This window comes from Arthrobacter sp. CJ23 (assembly GCF_024741795.1).
Taxonomy (GTDB): Bacteria; Actinomycetota; Actinomycetes; order Actinomycetales; family Micrococcaceae; genus Arthrobacter.
On the sequence record NZ_CP102950.1, the window covers coordinates 1630333 to 1646945 of the forward strand.

The 16613-nt window shown below is 66.6% G+C and carries 20 protein-coding genes; 14 read left to right on the forward strand and 6 right to left on the reverse strand.

Features of this window, described 5'->3' with window-relative positions:
• Positions 1-60 precede the first annotated feature (60 nt).
• Together NVV90_RS07240 and lexA are read right to left on the reverse strand one after the other, a co-directional pair.
• A complete protein-coding gene (locus NVV90_RS07240) occupies positions 61-684 on the reverse strand; it encodes a dihydrofolate reductase family protein (protein ID WP_258440507.1) in 624 nt (207 codons plus the stop codon).
• A gap of 149 nt (positions 685-833) precedes the next feature.
• Positions 834-1580, reverse strand: coding sequence for a transcriptional repressor LexA (lexA, locus tag NVV90_RS07245; protein ID WP_258440508.1), 747 nt, complete (start codon positions 1578-1580; stop codon positions 834-836).
• 360 nt (positions 1581-1940) lie between these two features.
• Here lexA and NVV90_RS07250 point away from each other — a divergent pair, with 360 nt between their 5' ends.
• From NVV90_RS07250 to NVV90_RS07285, 8 genes are all read left to right on the forward strand, one after another.
• Positions 1941-2300: a LysM peptidoglycan-binding domain-containing protein gene (locus NVV90_RS07250; RefSeq protein ID WP_258440509.1), complete on the forward strand. Its 360-nt coding sequence runs from the start codon at positions 1941-1943 to the stop codon at positions 2298-2300.
• A 69-nt stretch (positions 2301-2369) separates the two neighbouring features.
• Positions 2370-3488, forward strand: a complete 1119-nt coding sequence (locus NVV90_RS07255; RefSeq protein WP_258441100.1) for a histidinol-phosphate transaminase — start codon at positions 2370-2372, stop codon at positions 3486-3488.
• A gap of 46 nt (positions 3489-3534) precedes the next feature.
• Positions 3535-4161 (forward strand): imidazoleglycerol-phosphate dehydratase HisB, encoded by a 627-nt coding sequence (hisB, locus tag NVV90_RS07260; RefSeq protein ID WP_258440510.1) that lies wholly within the window; start codon positions 3535-3537, stop codon positions 4159-4161.
• Complete coding sequence (gene hisH, locus NVV90_RS07265) at positions 4158-4940, forward strand: imidazole glycerol phosphate synthase subunit HisH (RefSeq protein WP_258440511.1); 783 nt, start codon at positions 4158-4160, stop codon at positions 4938-4940. Before hisB ends, hisH begins: the two co-directional genes overlap by 4 nt.
• A 9-nt stretch (positions 4941-4949) precedes the next feature.
• The gene (locus tag NVV90_RS07270; RefSeq protein ID WP_258441265.1) at positions 4950-5099 is read left to right on the forward strand and encodes a hypothetical protein; all 150 of its coding nucleotides are present in this window, start codon (positions 4950-4952) and stop codon (positions 5097-5099) included.
• A gap of 32 nt (positions 5100-5131) precedes the next feature.
• Entirely contained in the window at positions 5132-5875 is a 744-nt protein-coding gene (gene priA / locus NVV90_RS07275) for a bifunctional 1-(5-phosphoribosyl)-5-((5-phosphoribosylamino)methylideneamino)imidazole-4-carboxamide isomerase/phosphoribosylanthranilate isomerase PriA (RefSeq protein WP_258440512.1), read from the forward strand.
• Complete coding sequence (locus tag NVV90_RS07280) at positions 5875-6783, forward strand: SseB family protein (RefSeq protein WP_258440513.1); 909 nt, start codon at positions 5875-5877, stop codon at positions 6781-6783. The genes priA and NVV90_RS07280 overlap by 1 nt, the downstream gene beginning before the upstream one ends.
• A gap of 52 nt (positions 6784-6835) precedes the next feature.
• A complete protein-coding gene (locus NVV90_RS07285) occupies positions 6836-8140 on the forward strand; it encodes an MFS transporter (protein WP_258440514.1) in 1305 nt (434 codons plus the stop codon).
• Between the two features lie 117 nt (positions 8141-8257).
• On the opposite strand, the gene NVV90_RS07290 is transcribed toward NVV90_RS07285, so the two are convergent.
• Positions 8258-8650, reverse strand: coding sequence for a DUF1844 domain-containing protein (locus NVV90_RS07290; RefSeq protein ID WP_258440515.1), 393 nt, complete (start codon positions 8648-8650; stop codon positions 8258-8260).
• A 370-nt stretch (positions 8651-9020) separates the two neighbouring features.
• Between NVV90_RS07290 and infC the strand changes: the two genes are divergently transcribed.
• From infC to NVV90_RS07310, 4 genes are all read left to right on the forward strand, one after another.
• Positions 9021-10034, forward strand: a complete 1014-nt coding sequence (gene infC / locus NVV90_RS07295) for a translation initiation factor IF-3 (protein ID WP_258440516.1) — start codon at positions 9021-9023, stop codon at positions 10032-10034.
• Positions 10035-10152: 118 nt separating this feature from the next.
• On the forward strand, positions 10153-10347 hold the full coding sequence (gene rpmI, locus NVV90_RS07300) for a 50S ribosomal protein L35 (RefSeq protein WP_003798720.1): 195 nt from the start codon (positions 10153-10155) through the stop codon (positions 10345-10347).
• Between the two features lie 119 nt (positions 10348-10466).
• Positions 10467-11123, forward strand: coding sequence for a 50S ribosomal protein L20 (rplT, locus tag NVV90_RS07305; protein ID WP_258440517.1), 657 nt, complete (start codon positions 10467-10469; stop codon positions 11121-11123).
• Positions 11124-11148: 25 nt separating this feature from the next.
• The gene (locus tag NVV90_RS07310; RefSeq protein WP_258440518.1) at positions 11149-12045 is read left to right on the forward strand and encodes an RNA methyltransferase; all 897 of its coding nucleotides are present in this window, start codon (positions 11149-11151) and stop codon (positions 12043-12045) included.
• Between the two features lie 79 nt (positions 12046-12124).
• On the opposite strand, the gene NVV90_RS07315 is transcribed toward NVV90_RS07310, so the two are convergent.
• Entirely contained in the window at positions 12125-12394 is a 270-nt protein-coding gene (locus tag NVV90_RS07315) for a GlsB/YeaQ/YmgE family stress response membrane protein (RefSeq protein WP_258440519.1), read from the reverse strand.
• Positions 12395-12602: 208 nt separating this feature from the next.
• Here NVV90_RS07315 and NVV90_RS07320 point away from each other — a divergent pair, with 208 nt between their 5' ends.
• Entirely contained in the window at positions 12603-13520 is a 918-nt protein-coding gene (locus tag NVV90_RS07320) for a cation diffusion facilitator family transporter (protein WP_258440520.1), read from the forward strand.
• An 81-nt stretch (positions 13521-13601) separates the two neighbouring features.
• Here NVV90_RS07320 and NVV90_RS07325 read toward each other — a convergent pair whose 3' ends face one another.
• Complete coding sequence (locus tag NVV90_RS07325; protein WP_258440521.1) at positions 13602-14810, reverse strand: MFS transporter; 1209 nt, start codon at positions 14808-14810, stop codon at positions 13602-13604.
• A 126-nt stretch (positions 14811-14936) separates the two neighbouring features.
• Here NVV90_RS07325 and NVV90_RS07330 point away from each other — a divergent pair, with 126 nt between their 5' ends.
• Positions 14937-15371, forward strand: coding sequence for a (deoxy)nucleoside triphosphate pyrophosphohydrolase (locus tag NVV90_RS07330; RefSeq protein ID WP_258440522.1), 435 nt, complete (start codon positions 14937-14939; stop codon positions 15369-15371).
• A 67-nt stretch (positions 15372-15438) separates the two neighbouring features.
• Here NVV90_RS07330 and NVV90_RS07335 read toward each other — a convergent pair whose 3' ends face one another.
• Positions 15439-16545: an Rv2578c family radical SAM protein gene (locus NVV90_RS07335; protein ID WP_258440523.1), complete on the reverse strand. Its 1107-nt coding sequence runs from the start codon at positions 16543-16545 to the stop codon at positions 15439-15441.
• Between the last annotated feature and the right edge of the window lie 68 nt (positions 16546-16613).

The window sequence follows — 16613 nt, forward strand, 5'->3', positions numbered from 1 at the left end:
CAATGGACGATCAGAAGGACCAGAACCCACCCCGGGCCGCAGCCCCCTCACACATATCGTCTAGCCCTCCTGGTCGACGGCCGACATGTCGCCGACGGCAGGCGTGCCATCGACGAGCGCGTAGCGCTGCATCACCGCCCCCATCGGTGAGGCGACCACCGGCTCGATGAGTCTGAGGTTCGTCGGAACCACCCCGCCGGCAAAGACCTTCTTTCCATTGCCGAGGAGGATCGGATACACCCAGAGCGTGAGCCGGTCGAAGATCCGCTCGGCAAACAGGGTCTGCACGAAGTCGAGACTGCCGATGACGTGGATGCTCGCGTGCCGTTCGCGCAGCTCGCGCACTGCGGCGGCAACATCGGGACCGAGCAGTGTGGAGCCGGCCCAGCCGAGGGCCGGCGTCTGGCGCGAGGCAACGTATTTCGGGAGGCGGTTGAACAGCCGCGCTATGTCCCCGTTCGCATGCGGCCAATATGAGGCGAAAATGTCGTAGGTCCGGCGCCCCAGCAGCAGCGCGTCCATCCCTTCCATCCCGGAATCGATCTGCGCTCCGACGATCTCGTCGATGAGGGGTGCCTGCCAGCCGCCAAACTCGAAGCCGTCGGCAGGGTCCTCCCCCGGCCCGCCAGGGGCCTGCGCCACGCCGTCGAGCGTGGTGAACAGGTCTATATGGATGAGTCCCATGCCGTGCTCCTTCGCTGCGCCCGCCGCCGGCCCGGCGACGGGATCACTTCGAGGCTGCCACAGCCTCCTGCCGTGGGGCAACGGCCTTCGGCCCGGCATGGACCGCAGGCGGAAGGCCGGTTGCGACCGTGTACCCCCGGCGCGGCGGCCTAGAGGGAGCGCAGCACGGACACGACCTTGCCCATGATGGTTGCTTGGTCGCCCAGGATCGGCTCGTACTGCGTGTTCTGCGGCAGCAGCCAGGTGTGGCCGTCACGCTGGCGGAACGTCTTCACCGTGGCTTCGTCATCCAGCAGGGCCGCGACGATGTCCCCGTTGATGGCATCATTCTGGCGCCGGACCACTACCCAGTCGCCGTCGCAGATGGCGGCATCGATCATGGAATCACCGGCCACCTTCAACATGAAGAGCTCGCCGTGGCCCACCAGCTGGCGCGGGAGCGAAAGGACGTCTTCAACAGTCTGGTCGGCCAGGATGGGACCGCCGGCGGCAATGCGTCCTACGAGGGGCACCATGGCCATGTCGCTGGCGCTGGCCAGTTCCGTGACGGCCAGGCCGGCCGTGCTGCGGAGCTTCGCCGGGGTTTCGACGCCCGGGATTTTCGCGCCGCCATCAAGGGTCAGCGGCATGAGGACTTCCATGGCCCGGGGGCGCTTGGGGTCCCGCCGGAGATAGCCGAGCTTCTCCAGCTGCGACAGCTGGTGGGTGACGCTGGACAGGCTGGCGAGCCCCACGGTGTCGCCGATTTCTCGCATGGACGGCGGGTAGCCGTTGTCATTGACCGAACGCTGGATGGTTTCCAGGATTTTCTTCTGCCGGACGGTCAGGCTCTTGGGGCTCTTCTGCGGCTGCTGGCTACGCAGGCTTGCCCTGCCGTCCGTGGCTTTCGCTGCCATGTTCGCCAACGCCCTTCCGTTCCGCCCGGCCGCGATGTTCCGCGGTTTCCGGGACTGTTCGGTCTGAATGTCAGACCCTGCTGATCCACTGAAACAGTGCCTGTTTCTTCACTCAAACGTAGGGCAGGCGCGGGCGTTTATCAAACATTTGTTCTAGCGAGTCTCGACACCGTTCGTTGATAAGTGCTAAAAATGTCGTAGCAAGGTTCGAATATGTGTTCTATTAAGGCTTCGATCCGGGTCCGGTGTTCGAATGATTCGTTCGAACACCGGGCCGCGAAGGGGCCAACGGACACAGAAAACGGCAGCCGCCCACCGGGATTCACGGGGCGGAGGCGATCGCTCAGGAGGGCTCAGCTCATGTCTGCAAACACCACGCTCCACGGTTCCCACTACACGCCGGCACCGGGCCGGCTTCGGCTCACCCGCCGCGGCCGCATCGTGTTCTTCGGCTTCCCCATGTTCCTGCTCGTGGCTGTGCTGCTCAGCCTGGCCGGATTCTTCAATTCCCCGGCCAAGGCCTCCGATGCCGCGTCCGAGCTGCACCCGCCCGTAGCGGTCACGGTCACGGTCCAGCCGGGACAGTCCCTGTGGGGGATTGCCGGTGCGGCTGCGCCGGAGCGCGACCCCCGCGACGTCATTGCCGAAATCATCCAGCTGAACAACCTCCGCGGCGGCAAGATCGTGCCAGGGCAATCCCTGTTCGTTCCCGCAAACTAGGCCGGGCTGGCCATGGTCGCGGCCCGTCACAGTTACGGGGCGGGCGTCCTTGCACCTTAAACTGTCATGGTGAGTGACCAGCTTGAGCGACTTGACCGACTTCCCCTCCGGACCAACCTGCGTGGACTGAGCCCCTATGGCGCACCGCAGCTTGACGTCCCCATCCTGCTCAACGTCAACGAGAATACCCATGGCGTGCCGGCGGATGTGCAGGCCGCCATCACCGAGGCCGTCGCGGCGGCCGCCACCGGGCTGAACCGCTACCCGGACCGCGAGTTCACCGAGCTCCGTGAAGCACTCGCCGAATACCTCGGCCATGGCCTGTCCGCGGACAACATCTGGGCTGCCAACGGCTCCAATGAGGTCCTCCAGCAGATCCTCCAGGCTTTCGGCGGCCCGGGCCGCAAAGCCCTCGGCTTCCCTCCCACGTACTCCATGTACCCGCTGCTGGCCAGCGGCACCGACACCGAATATGTCCGGGGCGTCCGTGCGGAGGGCTACGGCCTGGACGCTGCTTCCGCCGCCGCGCAGGTCGGCGAATCCGGTGCGAACATCGTCTTCCTCTGTTCGCCGAACAACCCCACGGGAACGGGGCTGGGCCTGGACGTCGTCGAGGCCGTCTACGAAGCCGGTGAGGCCAGCCAGGCGATCGTGATCGTCGATGAGGCCTACCACGAGTTCGCGCACGACAACACGCCCAGCGCACTCACCCTGCTGCCGGGCCGTGAGCGGCTCATCGTCTCGCGCACCATGAGCAAGGCCTTCGCGCTGGCGGGGGCGCGGCTGGGCTACATGGCCGCGGCCCCGGAGGTCACTGACGCCATCCGGCTGGTCCGCCTGCCCTACCACCTCTCGGCCGTCACCCAGGCCACGGCACTCGCCGCCCTCCGGCACCGCGAGGCACTCATGGCCGACGTCGAGGACATCAAGGTCCAGCGCGACCGCATTGTCAGCGAACTGCGCCGCCTGGGCCTCAAGCCCGCCGCCTCCGACTCGAACTACGTCTTCTTCGGCGGCCTCGAGAACCCGCACGCCGTCTGGCAGGGCCTGCTCGACGCCGGCGTCCTGATCCGCGACGTTGGAATCCCCGGACACCTGAGGGTCACCGCCGGTACTGAGACGGAAACCACAGCCTTCCTCAAGGCGCTGCAATCCCTTCTGGGCGGCCAGACGCCCTTGCCCGCCTAAACTGGTAGCTAGACCCAGCCAATCCTTCGTACATAAGGACATATCAATGAGCGAATCCGGCGCCATGCCGTCCGCCGCCCGCACCGCACGCATGGAGCGTGCCACGAGTGAATCCTCCGTCCTGGTTGAAATCAACCTCGACGGCACGGGCGTCTCGGACATCAGCACCACGGTCCCGTTCTACGACCACATGCTGACGGCGCTGTGCAAGCATTCCCTCATCGACATGACCGTCAAAGCGACGGGCGACACCCACATCGATGCCCACCACACTGTGGAAGACGTGGCAATCACCTTCGGCGAGGTACTGCGCACGGCTCTGGGGAACAAGGCCGGCATCCGCCGCTTCGGCGAGGCCACCGTTCCGCTGGACGAGGCACTGGCCCACGCCGTCGTCGACGTCTCCGGGCGTCCCTACCTGGTGCACGGCGGCGAGCCCGCAGGCCAGGAATACCACCTGATCGGCGGCCATTTCACGGGCTCCCTGACCCGTCACGTCTTCGAAGCCATCACCCTGCACGCCGGCATCTGCCTGCACATGAACGTCCTCGCCGGCCGGGATCCGCACCACATCGTCGAAGCACAGTTCAAGGCCTTCGCCCGTGCCCTGCGCGCGGCAGTGGAACCGGACCCGCGCGTCGAGGGCATCCCGTCCACCAAGGGTGCCCTGTGAGCGCCCAGATCCTGAAGGACGGCGCTGTCACCGACGCCATCGCTACCGCCAAGCCCGTGTCCGCCGAGGGCAAGCCCACGGTCACGGTGCTCGACTACGGTTCCGGCAACGTCCGTTCGGCCGTGCGTGCGCTGGAACGGGCCGGCGCCGAGGTCATCCTCAGTGCCAAGCCCGAGGACGTGCTCAATGCCGACGGCCTGCTGGTCCCCGGCGTGGGGGCCTTCGAAACCGTCATGAAGGAACTCAAGGCCGTTGACGCCATCCGCATGATCGGCCGCCGCGTTGCCGGTGGACGTCCCGTGCTGGGCATCTGCGTGGGACTGCAGGTCCTCTTCGAAGGCGGCGTCGAACACGGCACCGAGGCCGAGGGCATGGGCGAATGGCCCGGCAAGGTGGAGCTCCTGCCCGCCAAGGTGGTTCCGCACATGGGCTGGAACACCGTCCAGGTGCCGGAAGGCTCCAAGCTGTTCGCCGGCGTCGAGCAGGAACGCTTCTACTTCGTGCACTCCTACGGCGTGCAGGAATGGAACTTCGACGTGGTGCAGCCGCGCATGGCCCCGCCGCTGGTGACCTGGTCCGATCACGGTGCCCCGTTCATCGCGGCTGTCGAAAACGGCCCGCTCTGCGCCACGCAGTTCCACCCCGAAAAGTCCGGCGACGCCGGTGCCCGCCTCCTGCGCAACTGGGTGGACGGGCTCCGCAAACCTGCCGCCGCCCAGACCGGAAAAGCCCAGGCAGGAACAGCCCAGGCCGGAACCAGCGGAACGGACGCCGCCTAGATGTGGTCCGTGGTCCTCATGGGACTCGCCGGCCTGCTGGTGGGCGGGGGAATCTCCTTCCATCAGCAGAAGAAGCCCCGCTGGGTCTCCATCTCGTTCTATGTGCTGGCAGGCATGTCCCTGCTGGCCGCCTACCTCCTGACGCTGCCGGGCAACTGAGCCCCGCGTCCCCAACTACCTCAGGGACCCTCATGACCACCTCCGAAACGTCCATCCTGGAACTCCTGCCCGCCGTCGACATCGTGGACGGCCAGGCCGTCCGCCTCCTTCAAGGCGAGGCCGGCAGCGAGACCAGCTACGGCACGCCGCTCGAAGCAGCCCTGAACTGGCAGAACGCCGGCGCCGAATGGGTGCACATGGTGGACCTCGACGCCGCCTTCGGCCGCGGCAACAACGCGGACCTCATCAGCGAGGTGGTGTCCCAGCTCAGCGTCAAGGTGGAACTCTCCGGCGGCCTGCGCGACGACGAATCGCTCGAACGCGCCCTGGACCTGGGCGTCGCGCGGGTGAACCTCGGCACCGCGGCCCTGGAAAATCCGGAGTGGACCCGCCGCGCCATCGACCGCTTCGGTGACAAGATCGCCGTCGGGCTCGACGTCCGCGGCACCACCCTGGCCGGCCGCGGCTGGACCAAGGAAGGCGGCGACCTCTGGGAGGTGCTCGCCCGCCTCGAGGACGCCGGCTGTGCCCGCTACGTGGTCACCGACGTCACCAAGGACGGCACACTGCAGGGCCCCAACGTCGAACTGCTCCGCCAGATGGTCGAGAAGACCGGCAAGCCCGTGGTGGCCTCGGGCGGCATCTCCAGCCTGGAGGACCTGCGCGTGCTCCGTGAACTCGTTCCGCTCGGCGTTGAGGGCGCGATTGTCGGCAAGGCCCTGTACGCCGGCGCCTTCACCCTGCCCGAGGCCCTGGACGTGGCCGGCCGCCGCTGATGCGGGAGCCCCAAGCACAGCAACCCCCGGCAGGCCCGCCCAAGCGCGAGCTGCCGGGCCACATCGCCGCGGCCCTGGCCGGAGCCGGGGGAGCGGGCGACTCCGCCGGCCAGCCCTGGGCCGGGCGCAGCCTTGCCGGCGACGACGCCAAGATCCACAACTTCGAGGACGACGACGGTTCCGCGGATGCCGGATACCTCGCCGCGGTTGCCGGGCTTCTCGCCGGAACCGGCGGCGAAGCCGCAGTGGTGCAGGCCCTGGCCACGGCGCGGGTCTTCGTGCCCGTGGTGGCCCAGCTGGCCGAGGAAGCCGAGGGCGTGGACGGCCTGCATGCCGACAAGCAGGCCGACATGGCCTTGGTCACGCTGAAGGCCCCGGACGGACGGACCGCCATGCCGGTCTTCACGTCCGCCGCCGCGCTGGAAGCCTGGCATTCCGAGGCGAGGCCCGTGGCTGTCTACGCTGCCAGGGCGGCGCTCTCAGCCGTGTCCGAGGGCGCACAGCTCCTGGTGCTGGACCCGGGCTCCGACTTCGCGTTCGTGGTCCGCCGTCCCGCGATGTGGGCCCTGGCGCAGCAGCAGGATTGGACGCCGTCGTACCTTGATGATCAACTGGAGTCTGCTCTCGGTTCCGCCGCAGCGGCCTTTCCGGCCGTCCGCCGCCTGGAGACGCATCCCGGCGCCGGCGTCGCTTCGCGTACGGCAGGCGGCCTGCCGGTTGCCGGCGGTGGTGCGGGACCGGAACTGCGCGTGGTGCTCTTCCTCGAAGACGGGCTCGACGCCGCAGCCGTCCAGGCCCTCGTTGCGGGGCTCAATGAATCGTGGGCACGGCTTGATGCCTTTGCGGAAGGGGTCGACTCGATCGAAGTCAAGCTGCAGCGTGCGGCGCAGGAGCCTGCGCCGCGGTAACGGCGGCACCGGTTTCCCCGGGGCTGCCCCGGGGGAACAAAGGATGTAGCTTGTGAATTTCGCTCTCTACAAAGAGATGCTGTCCGTGGCGCCTGTCAGGCGGCTCCTGCTCGTGGGCATGATCGCCCGCATTCCGCACTCCGCGGCCGGAGTGCTGCTGACGCTGCATATCGTCCTGACGCTCGGCCTGGGCTACGCTGCCGCCGGCGCCGCGGCCGCAGTCATGACCATCGGCATTGCCGTGGGCGCGCCCTGGCGCGGGCGCCGCGTGGACACCGCCGGGCTGCGGAAGGCCCTGATCCCCTCGGTGATCTCCGAAACCGTCATCTGGTCCATCGTTCCGCACGTGAGCTACGAATGGATCCTTCCGCTCGTGTTCGTGGGCGGGCTCTTCACGCTGCCGATCTTCAGCGTGGTCCGGCAGTCCCTGGGGGTAATGGTGGACGGCGAACAACGCCGCTCGGCCTTCGCCCTTGATTCGATAGCCACCGAACTGGTCTTCATGATCGGGCCGGCCGTGGGCGCCATTGTGGCAACGGCCGGCTTCACCGTCGCGGGCCTCACCGCAGTGGGCGTCTCCGTCTCCGTGGCCGGGCTGTTCCTCATCTGGTTCAACCCGCCCACGCGCAGCGAGGATGTCTGCACTCCGGAAGAAGCCGCGGACCGTGCCGCGGACGATCTTGCCGCCGCTGAAGCCGCAGTGGTGGCCTCCGCCCCGGCCCACGTCCAGGAAGCAGCCTCCGAAATGGCGTCGGCCCGTGGAACCCGCGGCGGGGCCCTCCGGGGCAGGCTGGCGCGTAACTTCACCTGGTTCACGGCCTCCGTGGCGGCCCTGTTCGCCGTGGCGGGCGGCGCCGGCATGGTGCTCAGCGGAACCGACGTCGGCATTGTGGCACTCCTGGAACGCGGGGGCCACGAGACCGAAATCGGCATCGTTTTCTTCTTCTGGTGCGCCGCGTCTGTGGTCGGCGGACTCATCTACGGGGCCATGCACCGGCCTGTCTCGCCGATGCTGCTCCTGCTCGGGATGGCGGCCCTGACCATCCCGATGGGCTTCGCCCGGGACACCTGGACGCTGGCCCTGCTCTCCTTGCTGCCCGGCCTGCTGTGTGCGCCCGTGCTCTCCGCTGCGTCCGAGAAGGTCGCAGACCTCGTGGACGAGGACCGCCGGGGCGAGGCCATGGGCTGGTACGGCTCCGCCCTCACAGCCGGCGTGGCGCTCGGGGCGCCGCTGGCCGGCGTGTTCATCGACGGGATCGGCCCCTCGGGCGGCTTTGTGGCCGTGGGGACGGCCGGCGTCGTGTTGTGCGTAGCAGGCCTGGCGCTCATGAAGCGCCGGCGTGCGGCGCGCGTCTGAACAGCGCGAACTGAGGAGCAGCAGCACACTTAAACAGACGACGACGGCGGGCCGACCTTCAAAGGTCAGCCCGCCGTCGTCGTCTGCTTGCTTTGCCGAGCCTTGGCTGCTCGAGCCTCAGTTAACCGGGCCGGTGAACTTCTCACCGGGACCCTTGCCGGGCTCATCGGGGATGAGGGAGGCTTCGCGGAAGGCGAGCTGGAGGGAGCGCAGGCCGTCGCGCAAGGGCCCGGCGTGCTGGGAACCGATCTCCGGCGCGGCTGCGGTCACGAGGCCGGCGAGGGCCGTGATGAGCTTGCGGGCTTCGTCGAGGTCCTTGAGTTCTTCAGCGTTGGCGTCGTCGGCCAGGCCGACCTTGACGGCTGCGGCGCTCATGAGGTGGACGGCGCCCGTGGTGATGACCTCCACGGCCGCAACTTCCGAGATGTCACGGATCTGCTGGGCCACACCGGCGTCGGCGGCGGGTGCCTCGCTGTAGGAATTGTGTGAATTGCTGTCTGAAGTGCTCATGCTGCTAAGCTTGTCACAGACCGACTGGAAGTCGTTATTTTGCTGTGTTGAATCCCGCCGCGCTTGATGTGCGCTTGGCGGGGTATTTCTGTAGAATTGGTTTTCAGTTTGCAAGCGGAGTTCTCTCCCACCCGCGTCAGCCGTATTCCCTCAGGGGATGGAAGTTGCCGGGTACCTGGTCGGACATTGCTCACGGGCCCAGCCCATAAGCAGTGCGCACTGCCCCATGGGCAGCCTGCTCCGATCTTCGAGGCCTTCGATTGCGCCAGCAATTGGGGGCCTTCTCTATTTTGCCGGTGACACTCACCACAACCACAGGAGCTTTAACATTAGCGAGCCAAGAATCAATGAGCGTATCCGCGTCCCCGAGGTGCGGTTGGTCGGCCCTGCCGGCGAACAGGTAGGAATCGTCCGCATTGAGGATGCACTGCGCCTTGCTGCCGAGTCCGATCTCGATCTCGTTGAAGTTGCCCCGCAGGCCAAGCCTCCTGTTTGCAAGCTGATGGACTTCGGCAAGTACAAGTACGAAGCCGCCGTCAAGGCCCGCGAAGCCCGCAAGAACCAGACCAACACGGTTCTGAAGGAAATCCGCTTCCGCCTGAAGATCGACAAGCACGACTACGAGACCAAGCGCGGCCACGCCCTGCGCTTCCTCGGTGCCGGTGACAAGGTCAAGGCCATGATCCAGTTCCGTGGCCGTGAGCAGCAGCGTCCGGAGATGGGCATCCGCCTGCTCCAGAAGTTCGCCGAAGACGTCGCCGAGGTTGGCATCGTCGAATCCAGCCCGCGCATCGATGGCCGCAACATGGTCATGGTCATCGGTCCGCTGAAGAACAAGGCTGAAGCCAAGGCCGAAGCCCGCCGCGCCGCCCAGCGTGCCGAGGCCAAGGCCCAGAACGAAGCCAAGGCAGCCGGCCGCGTGGACCTCACCGGCGAAGACACGCCGATGACCCAGTCCCTGGCAGATCTGCTGCCTGCAGGACTGCTCGCAGCAGTTGAAGAGCCCGCTGAGGAAACCGCAGCAGAGGCCGTGGAGGTTCCCGCAGCGGAAGCTCCCGTGGCCGAAGAAGCCCCGGTTGTCGAAGAGGCTCCGGTAGTCGAGGAAGCTCCGGTTGTTGAAGAAGCTCCCGTGGCCGAAGAGGCCCCGGTTGTTGAAGAAGCACCCGTGGCCGTAGAAGCCCCGGTGGTCGAGGAAGCACCCGCAGCTGTCGAAGCTCCGGTTGTTGAAGCGGCACCGGCCGAGGCAGCCCCGAAGCCCGTGGTTCCGAAGCCCGCCGTTCCGGCAGCTCCGAAGCCCGTCGCCAAGCCGGCAGCCCCGAAGCCTGCAGCCCGGCCTGCGGCCCCCAAGGCCGCGCCGAAGCCCGCGGCACGCAAGACAAACTAGTTCAACGCCGCAGGAGGCCAGCCTCCACACGGCAAGCAACCAGCACGCCGCCCCATGAGGTCGGCTGCACGAAAGAACTGCGGACCACGTCCGCGGATACGTAAGGAGATCGGTTCCCATGCCGAAGATGAAGACCCACAGCGGTGCTAAGAAGCGCTTCAAGCTGACCGGTACCGGCAAGCTGCGCCGCCAGCAGGCCAACCGCCGTCACTACCTGGAGCACAAGTCCTCCAGGCTGACCCGCCGCCTTGCCGGCGACAAGATCGTCTTCAAGGGCGACGCCAAGGTCATCCGGAAGATGCTCGGCATCTAAGTTCCAAGTTCTCTGGTTTCTGCCAACCGGCAGCAACCGACTACACCAAAAGCCTTCTCAGGCCGGCCGGGTTTCCGGCAGTAGCAGCTTGGGATAAAGATTTCTGAAGGAGTACGCACGTGGCACGTGTGAAGCGGGCGGTAAACGCCCACAAGAAGCGCCGGGTTGTCCTTGAACGCGCAAAGGGTTACCGCGGTCAGCGGTCTCGCCTGTACCGCAAGGCCAAAGAGCAGCTGCTGCACTCGTTTGTGTACAGCTACGGCGACCGCCGCAAGAAGAAGGGTGACTTCCGTCGCCTCTGGATCCAGCGTATCAACGCTGCATCCCGCGCCAACGGCCTCACCTACAACCGTCTGATCCAGGGCCTGAAGGCCGCTGAGGTCGAGGTTGACCGTCGCATGCTGGCCGAACTGGCCGTCTCCGACGCCAACGCTTTCGCTGCCCTGGTGAACATCGCCAAGGCTGCACTGCCGGCCGACACTTCCGCTCCGGCCGCCAAGGTTGAAGCTGCTGCTCCGAAGGCTGCCGCCAAGGCTGCTCCGGCCGCTGCCGCTGCCAAGTCGGACATCGATGGCGCCGTTGCTGCCGTTGAAGGCGAAGACGCTCCGGAAGGCTACGCCATCAAGGGCAACGCCGAGTCCAAGAAGTACCACGTTCCGGGTTCCACCTGGTACGACGCCACCGCTGCTGAATACTGGTTCGCCACTGTTGAAGCTGCAAAGGCAGCCGGCTTCGAGCCGGCCGGCGGCGAAGCCCGCCAGCAGATCAAGAACTAGTCGCAACAGCCACTAAAGTTCTTATATGAACGAAACCGGGCGCCTGCAAGATTTTCCGATGACCAACCCCCGAGCTGATCGGGTGAGGGATGTCGCAAAGCTTGCCGGGCGCCCGGCGCGTTTAAAGCGCGGACGCTTCCTGGCCGAGGGGCCGCAGGCCGTCCGCGAGGCCCTGTCCCTGCACCGTGAGCGGATCGCGGCGGGGGAGCCCGGCGTCGTGCACGAGGTGTACGCGAGCGAGGCCTGCCTCGACCGTCTCCCCGAACTCGCCGACCTGGCTGAGGGCACCGCCTTGAGGCTTGCCAGCGACGAGGTGCTGTCCGCCATGGCGGACACCGTCAATCCGCAGGGAATCGTGGCCGTCTGCAGTTTTGTGGATGTGAGCCTGGACTCAGTGCTCGACGCCGGTCCCCGCCTTATCGCCGTTATGTGCCAGGTGCGGGACCCCGGCAATGCCGGCACGGTCCTGCGCGCTGCGGATGCCGCCGGAGCCGACGCCGTGGTGCTGACCTCCTCCAGCGTGGACATCTACAACCCCAAAGCCGTCCGGTCCACCGCAGGCTCCCTGTTCCACCTTCCGGTGGTTCTGGGCGCCGAGGTGGACGAACTCGTGGCCCGCTGCAAGGAACTCGGCATCGGCGTCCTGGCCGCCGATGGCTACGGCACCCTCAACCTGGACAAACTCCAGGACGAAAACGCTGCCCGGCGGCTCGGTGCGGCAGATGTTTCCTCGGACTATGCGCTGGAAGCCCCCACGGCGTGGTTGTTCGGCAACGAGGCCCAGGGCCTCTCCGACGCCGAACTCGCGCTGGCCGACCACCGAGTGGCCGTGCCGGTCTACGGCTTCGCTGAGAGCCTCAACCTGGGAACAGCCGCCACAGTGTGCCTCTACGCCAGCGCGCGGTCCCAGCAGGGCTCCTGAGCCTGCCCAGCACCCTCGCAAAGCAAACGCCCGCCCACGGGAATGTGGGCGGGCGTTGCGCTTGCTTCCGATGGTCCCGTCAGGTGGTGGACTTGTTGCGTCCGGTGATGGCGCCGTAGACGCCGGCCACGGCCAGGCCGCCGACGATGGCAAGGACCCAGGAACCGAGGTTCCAGAACTCCATCTTGCCGGAACCGAAGACCAGGTCGCCGATCCAGCCACCGACGATCGCGCCGACCACGCCCAGCACCAGGCTGGTCAGCCAGCCGCCGCCGACCTTGCCGGGCATGATTGCCTTGACGATCGCTCCGACAATGAGTCCAAGAATGATCCATCCGAGAATACCCATGACTCCTCCTTCGGTTCAGGGCCGTTGTGCGGCCCGGTTCACGGCCCCAAACTAACACGCGGCTCTCGAATAGTCAGTAGCCTTGGTGATTTGATTGTGCATGGGCGGGGGCCGGAACGGTACGGTATTCCTTGCAGGGGAGCGCACCGAGGTCCCTCGACCTGTCGGTTCTCCCAATTTCCCTGAATCCTGAAGAGGTGAAGCTTTCGTGGCTGCAAGTGGCGGTACCAAAGCGATCGTGGCGGCCCTTGCCGCCAACCTGACGATCGCCGTACTCAAGTTCATTGCATTCATCCTGACGTTGTCGTCGTCCATGCTTGCAGAGGCCATCCACTCGGTGGCCGACTCCGGCAACCAGGTCCTCCTGCTGGTGGGCGGCAAGCGCGCCAAGCGGGCGGCGAGCCCGGAGCACCCGTTCGGCTACGGACGCGAGCGGTACATCTACGCCTTCATCGTCTCGATTGTGCTGTTCAGCGTCGGCGGCCTGTTTGCCCTCTACGAGGCATGGGACAAGTTCCAGCACCCGCACGCCATCGAGGGCGACTTCTGGTGGGTGCCGCTGGCCGTGCTCATCGGCGCCATCGTTGCCGAGTCCTTCTCCTTCCGGACCGCCATTCTGGAGTCGAACCACATCCGCGGGCAGCAGAGCTGGGTCAAGTTCGTCCGCAACGCCAAGCAGCCCGAATTGCCCGTGATCCTGCTCGAAGACCTCGGCGCACTGCTTGGCCTGGTGTTCGCCCTGTTCGGCGTCAGCCTCACCCTGGTCACCGGCAACGGGATCTGGGACGCTGCCGGCACAGGCATGATCGGCCTGCTGCTCGTCGCCATCGCCGTGATCCTTGCCGTGGAAACCAAGTCGCTCCTGCTGGGCGAATCCGCCACCAAGGATGACGCAGCCGGGATCGCGCGGGCCATCGAGGCCAACGGCACCCGGATCATCCACCTCAAGACCATGCACCTGGGACCGGAAGAGCTCCTGGTTGCGGCCAAGATCAGCGTCGGGGCAGCCGACACCGGACAGGAGATCGCGAAGGTGATCGACGACGCCGAGGAACGGATCCGCGCGGCGGTTCCGATCGCCCGGGTCATCTACCTTGAGCCCGACGTGGAGCGCGTCCAGGCATAGCTGTCTGTCAGATTCAACGCAGAAGGGCTCCCGCGAAACCGCGGGAGCCCTTCTGCGTTGATCTCCTTGTCCCGGATGCCGCTAGGCGGCGAGCGGGCGCCTGCGTTCCAGGAGTCCGCTCAGGAGCGCGATGCCAAGGCCAAGCATCGCCAGGCCCGCGCCGACGTAGGCAGGGGCCACATAGCCCCAGCCCCACGCGATGACGGTGCCGCCCAGGAACGCCCCCAGGGCATTGGCGACGTTCAGGGCGGAATGGTTGAGCGAGGAGGCCAGCGACGGGGCATCCGGGGAAGCGTCCAGCAGGCGCGTCTGCAGCGGCGGGACCAGCATGGAGCCGATGGCCCCCACCACGAAGGCCATGATGAATGCGGACCACGCCCAGTGGGCAGCGATGCCGTAGACAACAAGCGCCAGGGCGATGCCGGGCAGGACCAAGTAGATGGTCCCCATGACGGACTTGTCGGCAATCCGCCCTCCGATGATGTTGCCGACCACCATGCCGAGCCCGTACAGGGCCACCACGGCGGGAATGAGGAACTCGGGAATGCCGGCCACGGAGGTCATGGTGTGGGCGATGTAGGTATAGACGGCAAAGAAGCCGCCGAAGCCGATGACGCCGATCAGCAGGGCAAGCCAGACCTGGATGCGCTTGAGGGCGCCCAGCTCACGGCGGATGCTGGCCTCCGGGTGGGCCGGCTCGAAGGGTACGAATTTCCACAACAGCACCACGGTGGCCAGGCCGATGGCGCCCACCACCACAAAGAGCAGCCGCCAGCCAAAAGTCTGTCCAAGCCAGGTGGCCAGCGGGACGCCGATCACGTTCGCCACTGTCAGCCCGCCCATGACCATCGAGATGGCCCACCCCCGCTTGCTCGGGGCCACCAGGCTCGCTGCGATGACGGCGGCCACTCCAAAGAACGCTCCATGCGGCAGGCCCGAGGCGAAGCGGGTGACCAGCATGGTGGCGTAGTCGGGGGCAATGAATGACGTCAGGTTGGCAAGGCTCAGGAACAACATGAGGCCCAGTGCCAGGTGTTTGCGGGGCAGCCGGGCGCCGACGGTGGCGAACACCGGGGCACCGACCACCACGCCGAGGGCGTACGCGGAGATCAGGTTGCCGGCCTGCGAGGTGCTGATGTCCAGCCCGGTCTCGATTTCCTTGAGCAGGCCCATCATGGCAAATTCGGTGGTGCCGATGGCGAAGCCGCCCATGGCCAGCGCCAGGATGGCCAGCGCAAGGTGGCGGTTCCGGGCCTTGGCGGCGACGGCGGTGGTGGCAGTGGTAGTCATAGGCCTGTTCTTGTGCTTGCCTCGGGGGCGATCAGAGTAAATCTGATTTCAATTCTACGGGGGACCGCGGGCCTTGGCCTTTGAGTGTGACGGCTTCCACGCAGGCTCCGCCCATAGACTGTTGCGGTGACTGGACTGATACACGTGGTGGGCGCCGCCGTCGTCGACTCGCTGGAAAACCCAAGCCGCCTCCTTGCCGCCCGGCGGACCGCTCCGCCGCAGTTCGAGGGGATGTGGGAGTTCCCCGGCGGGAAAGTGGAGCCGGGGGAGGCCCCGGAGGCTGCACTGCACCGTGAACTGGCAGAAGAACTGGGCGTCACCGTGCGGCTGGGGGATGAACTTGAGTCCGGCGCGCCCGCAGGATGGCCGCTGAATGGGCGGGCCGCCATGCGGGTGTGGTTTGCCGAGGTGAGCAGCGGGGAGCCGCGCCCGCTCGAGGACCACGACCAGCTGCGCTGGGTCACACTGGATGATTGTGGCAAAGCTCTCAGCCTGCCGTGGATCCCGGCCGATCTCCCGATTGTCCGGGCGTTGCTGGCCCGGGTAACCGCAGCCGCGTGATGGAGGCCCCCCTTCTGCAGCGTGCTCGCCGTGAAGGCTGAAATGAAGGACGATCCCCGCGTGCAGATCAGAACAGCGTGGGCTGGCCGGGGGCAGTTTGGGCAGGGCCACTCTGTGCGGCCCTCCGTGCCGGATCAATCCGTGGCCCCGGGCCCTTGGCGTTGTGGTGGCTGAAGCCCTGTGTCCCGGCAAAGCCGTGCCTGGCTTTGAGGTTGTTGACCTTGGCGCTGAGCCAGCTGCTGTATTCCTTGGAAACATAGGAGCCCCGGCCGTAGAGGCGCCGGTAGCGTCCGACAAGTTCCGGGTGGTTGGCCGCAAGCCACTTCATGAACCATTCCCGTGTCCCGGGCTTAAGGTACAGGGCGCCGGCGGTCACGCCCGTGGCTCCCGCTGCCGCGAGGGATCCGAACAGATTGTCCAGGGCTTCGTCTGTGTCCGTCAGCCACGGCAGGACAGGCATCGCCATGACGCCGCAGGCCAGCCCGGCGTCGCGGAGGCGGCCGATCAGCTTCAGCCGTGCCCGGGGTGAGGGTGTGCCGGGCTCGATGAGGCCCGCCAGGTGTTCGTCCGTCATGGCCAAGGAGATACCAAGGTCGACGCGGACCTGCGTGGCCGCGTGCTTCAGCAGGGGAATGTCCCGTGCCAGGAGAGTCCCCTTTGTGAGGATGGAGAAGGGCGTGCCGGAATCCGCGAGGGCCCTGATGATGCCGGGCATCAGTTCGTACCGGCCCTCGGCCCGCTGATAGGGATCGGTGTTGGTGCCAAGGGCCACCTGGTGGTGGGCCCACGACGGCTTGGCAAGTTCCCTGGCCAGGACCTCAGCCGCGTTGATCTTCACCACCACCTGGGAGTCGAAGTCCCGGCCGGCGTCGAACTCCAGATAAGTGTGGCTCTGGCGGGCGAAACAGTAGACACAGGCATGGCTGCAGCCGCGGTAGGGATTGACGGTCCATTCGAAGGGCATCCGGGAACCGGCAGCCACCTTGTTGAGCACTGACTTTGCGGTGACCTCATGAAAGGTGACTCCGGAGAACTCGGGGGTGGAGACGGACCGGACCAGCCCGGCCAGCGGCAGCAAGGCCTCGGGGAACGCCGCCACGGAAGGACCTCCAGCGGCGTCGTTGTCCGATGCCGGTACAGCGGCCGCGGAGAGTGCTTGTGCGTCCCATCTCATGAAGACCATTCGAATGTATGTTCGAGTCAAAGTCAAGGTCTTCGAAAGTGGGCGCGGGCATTGCTAGG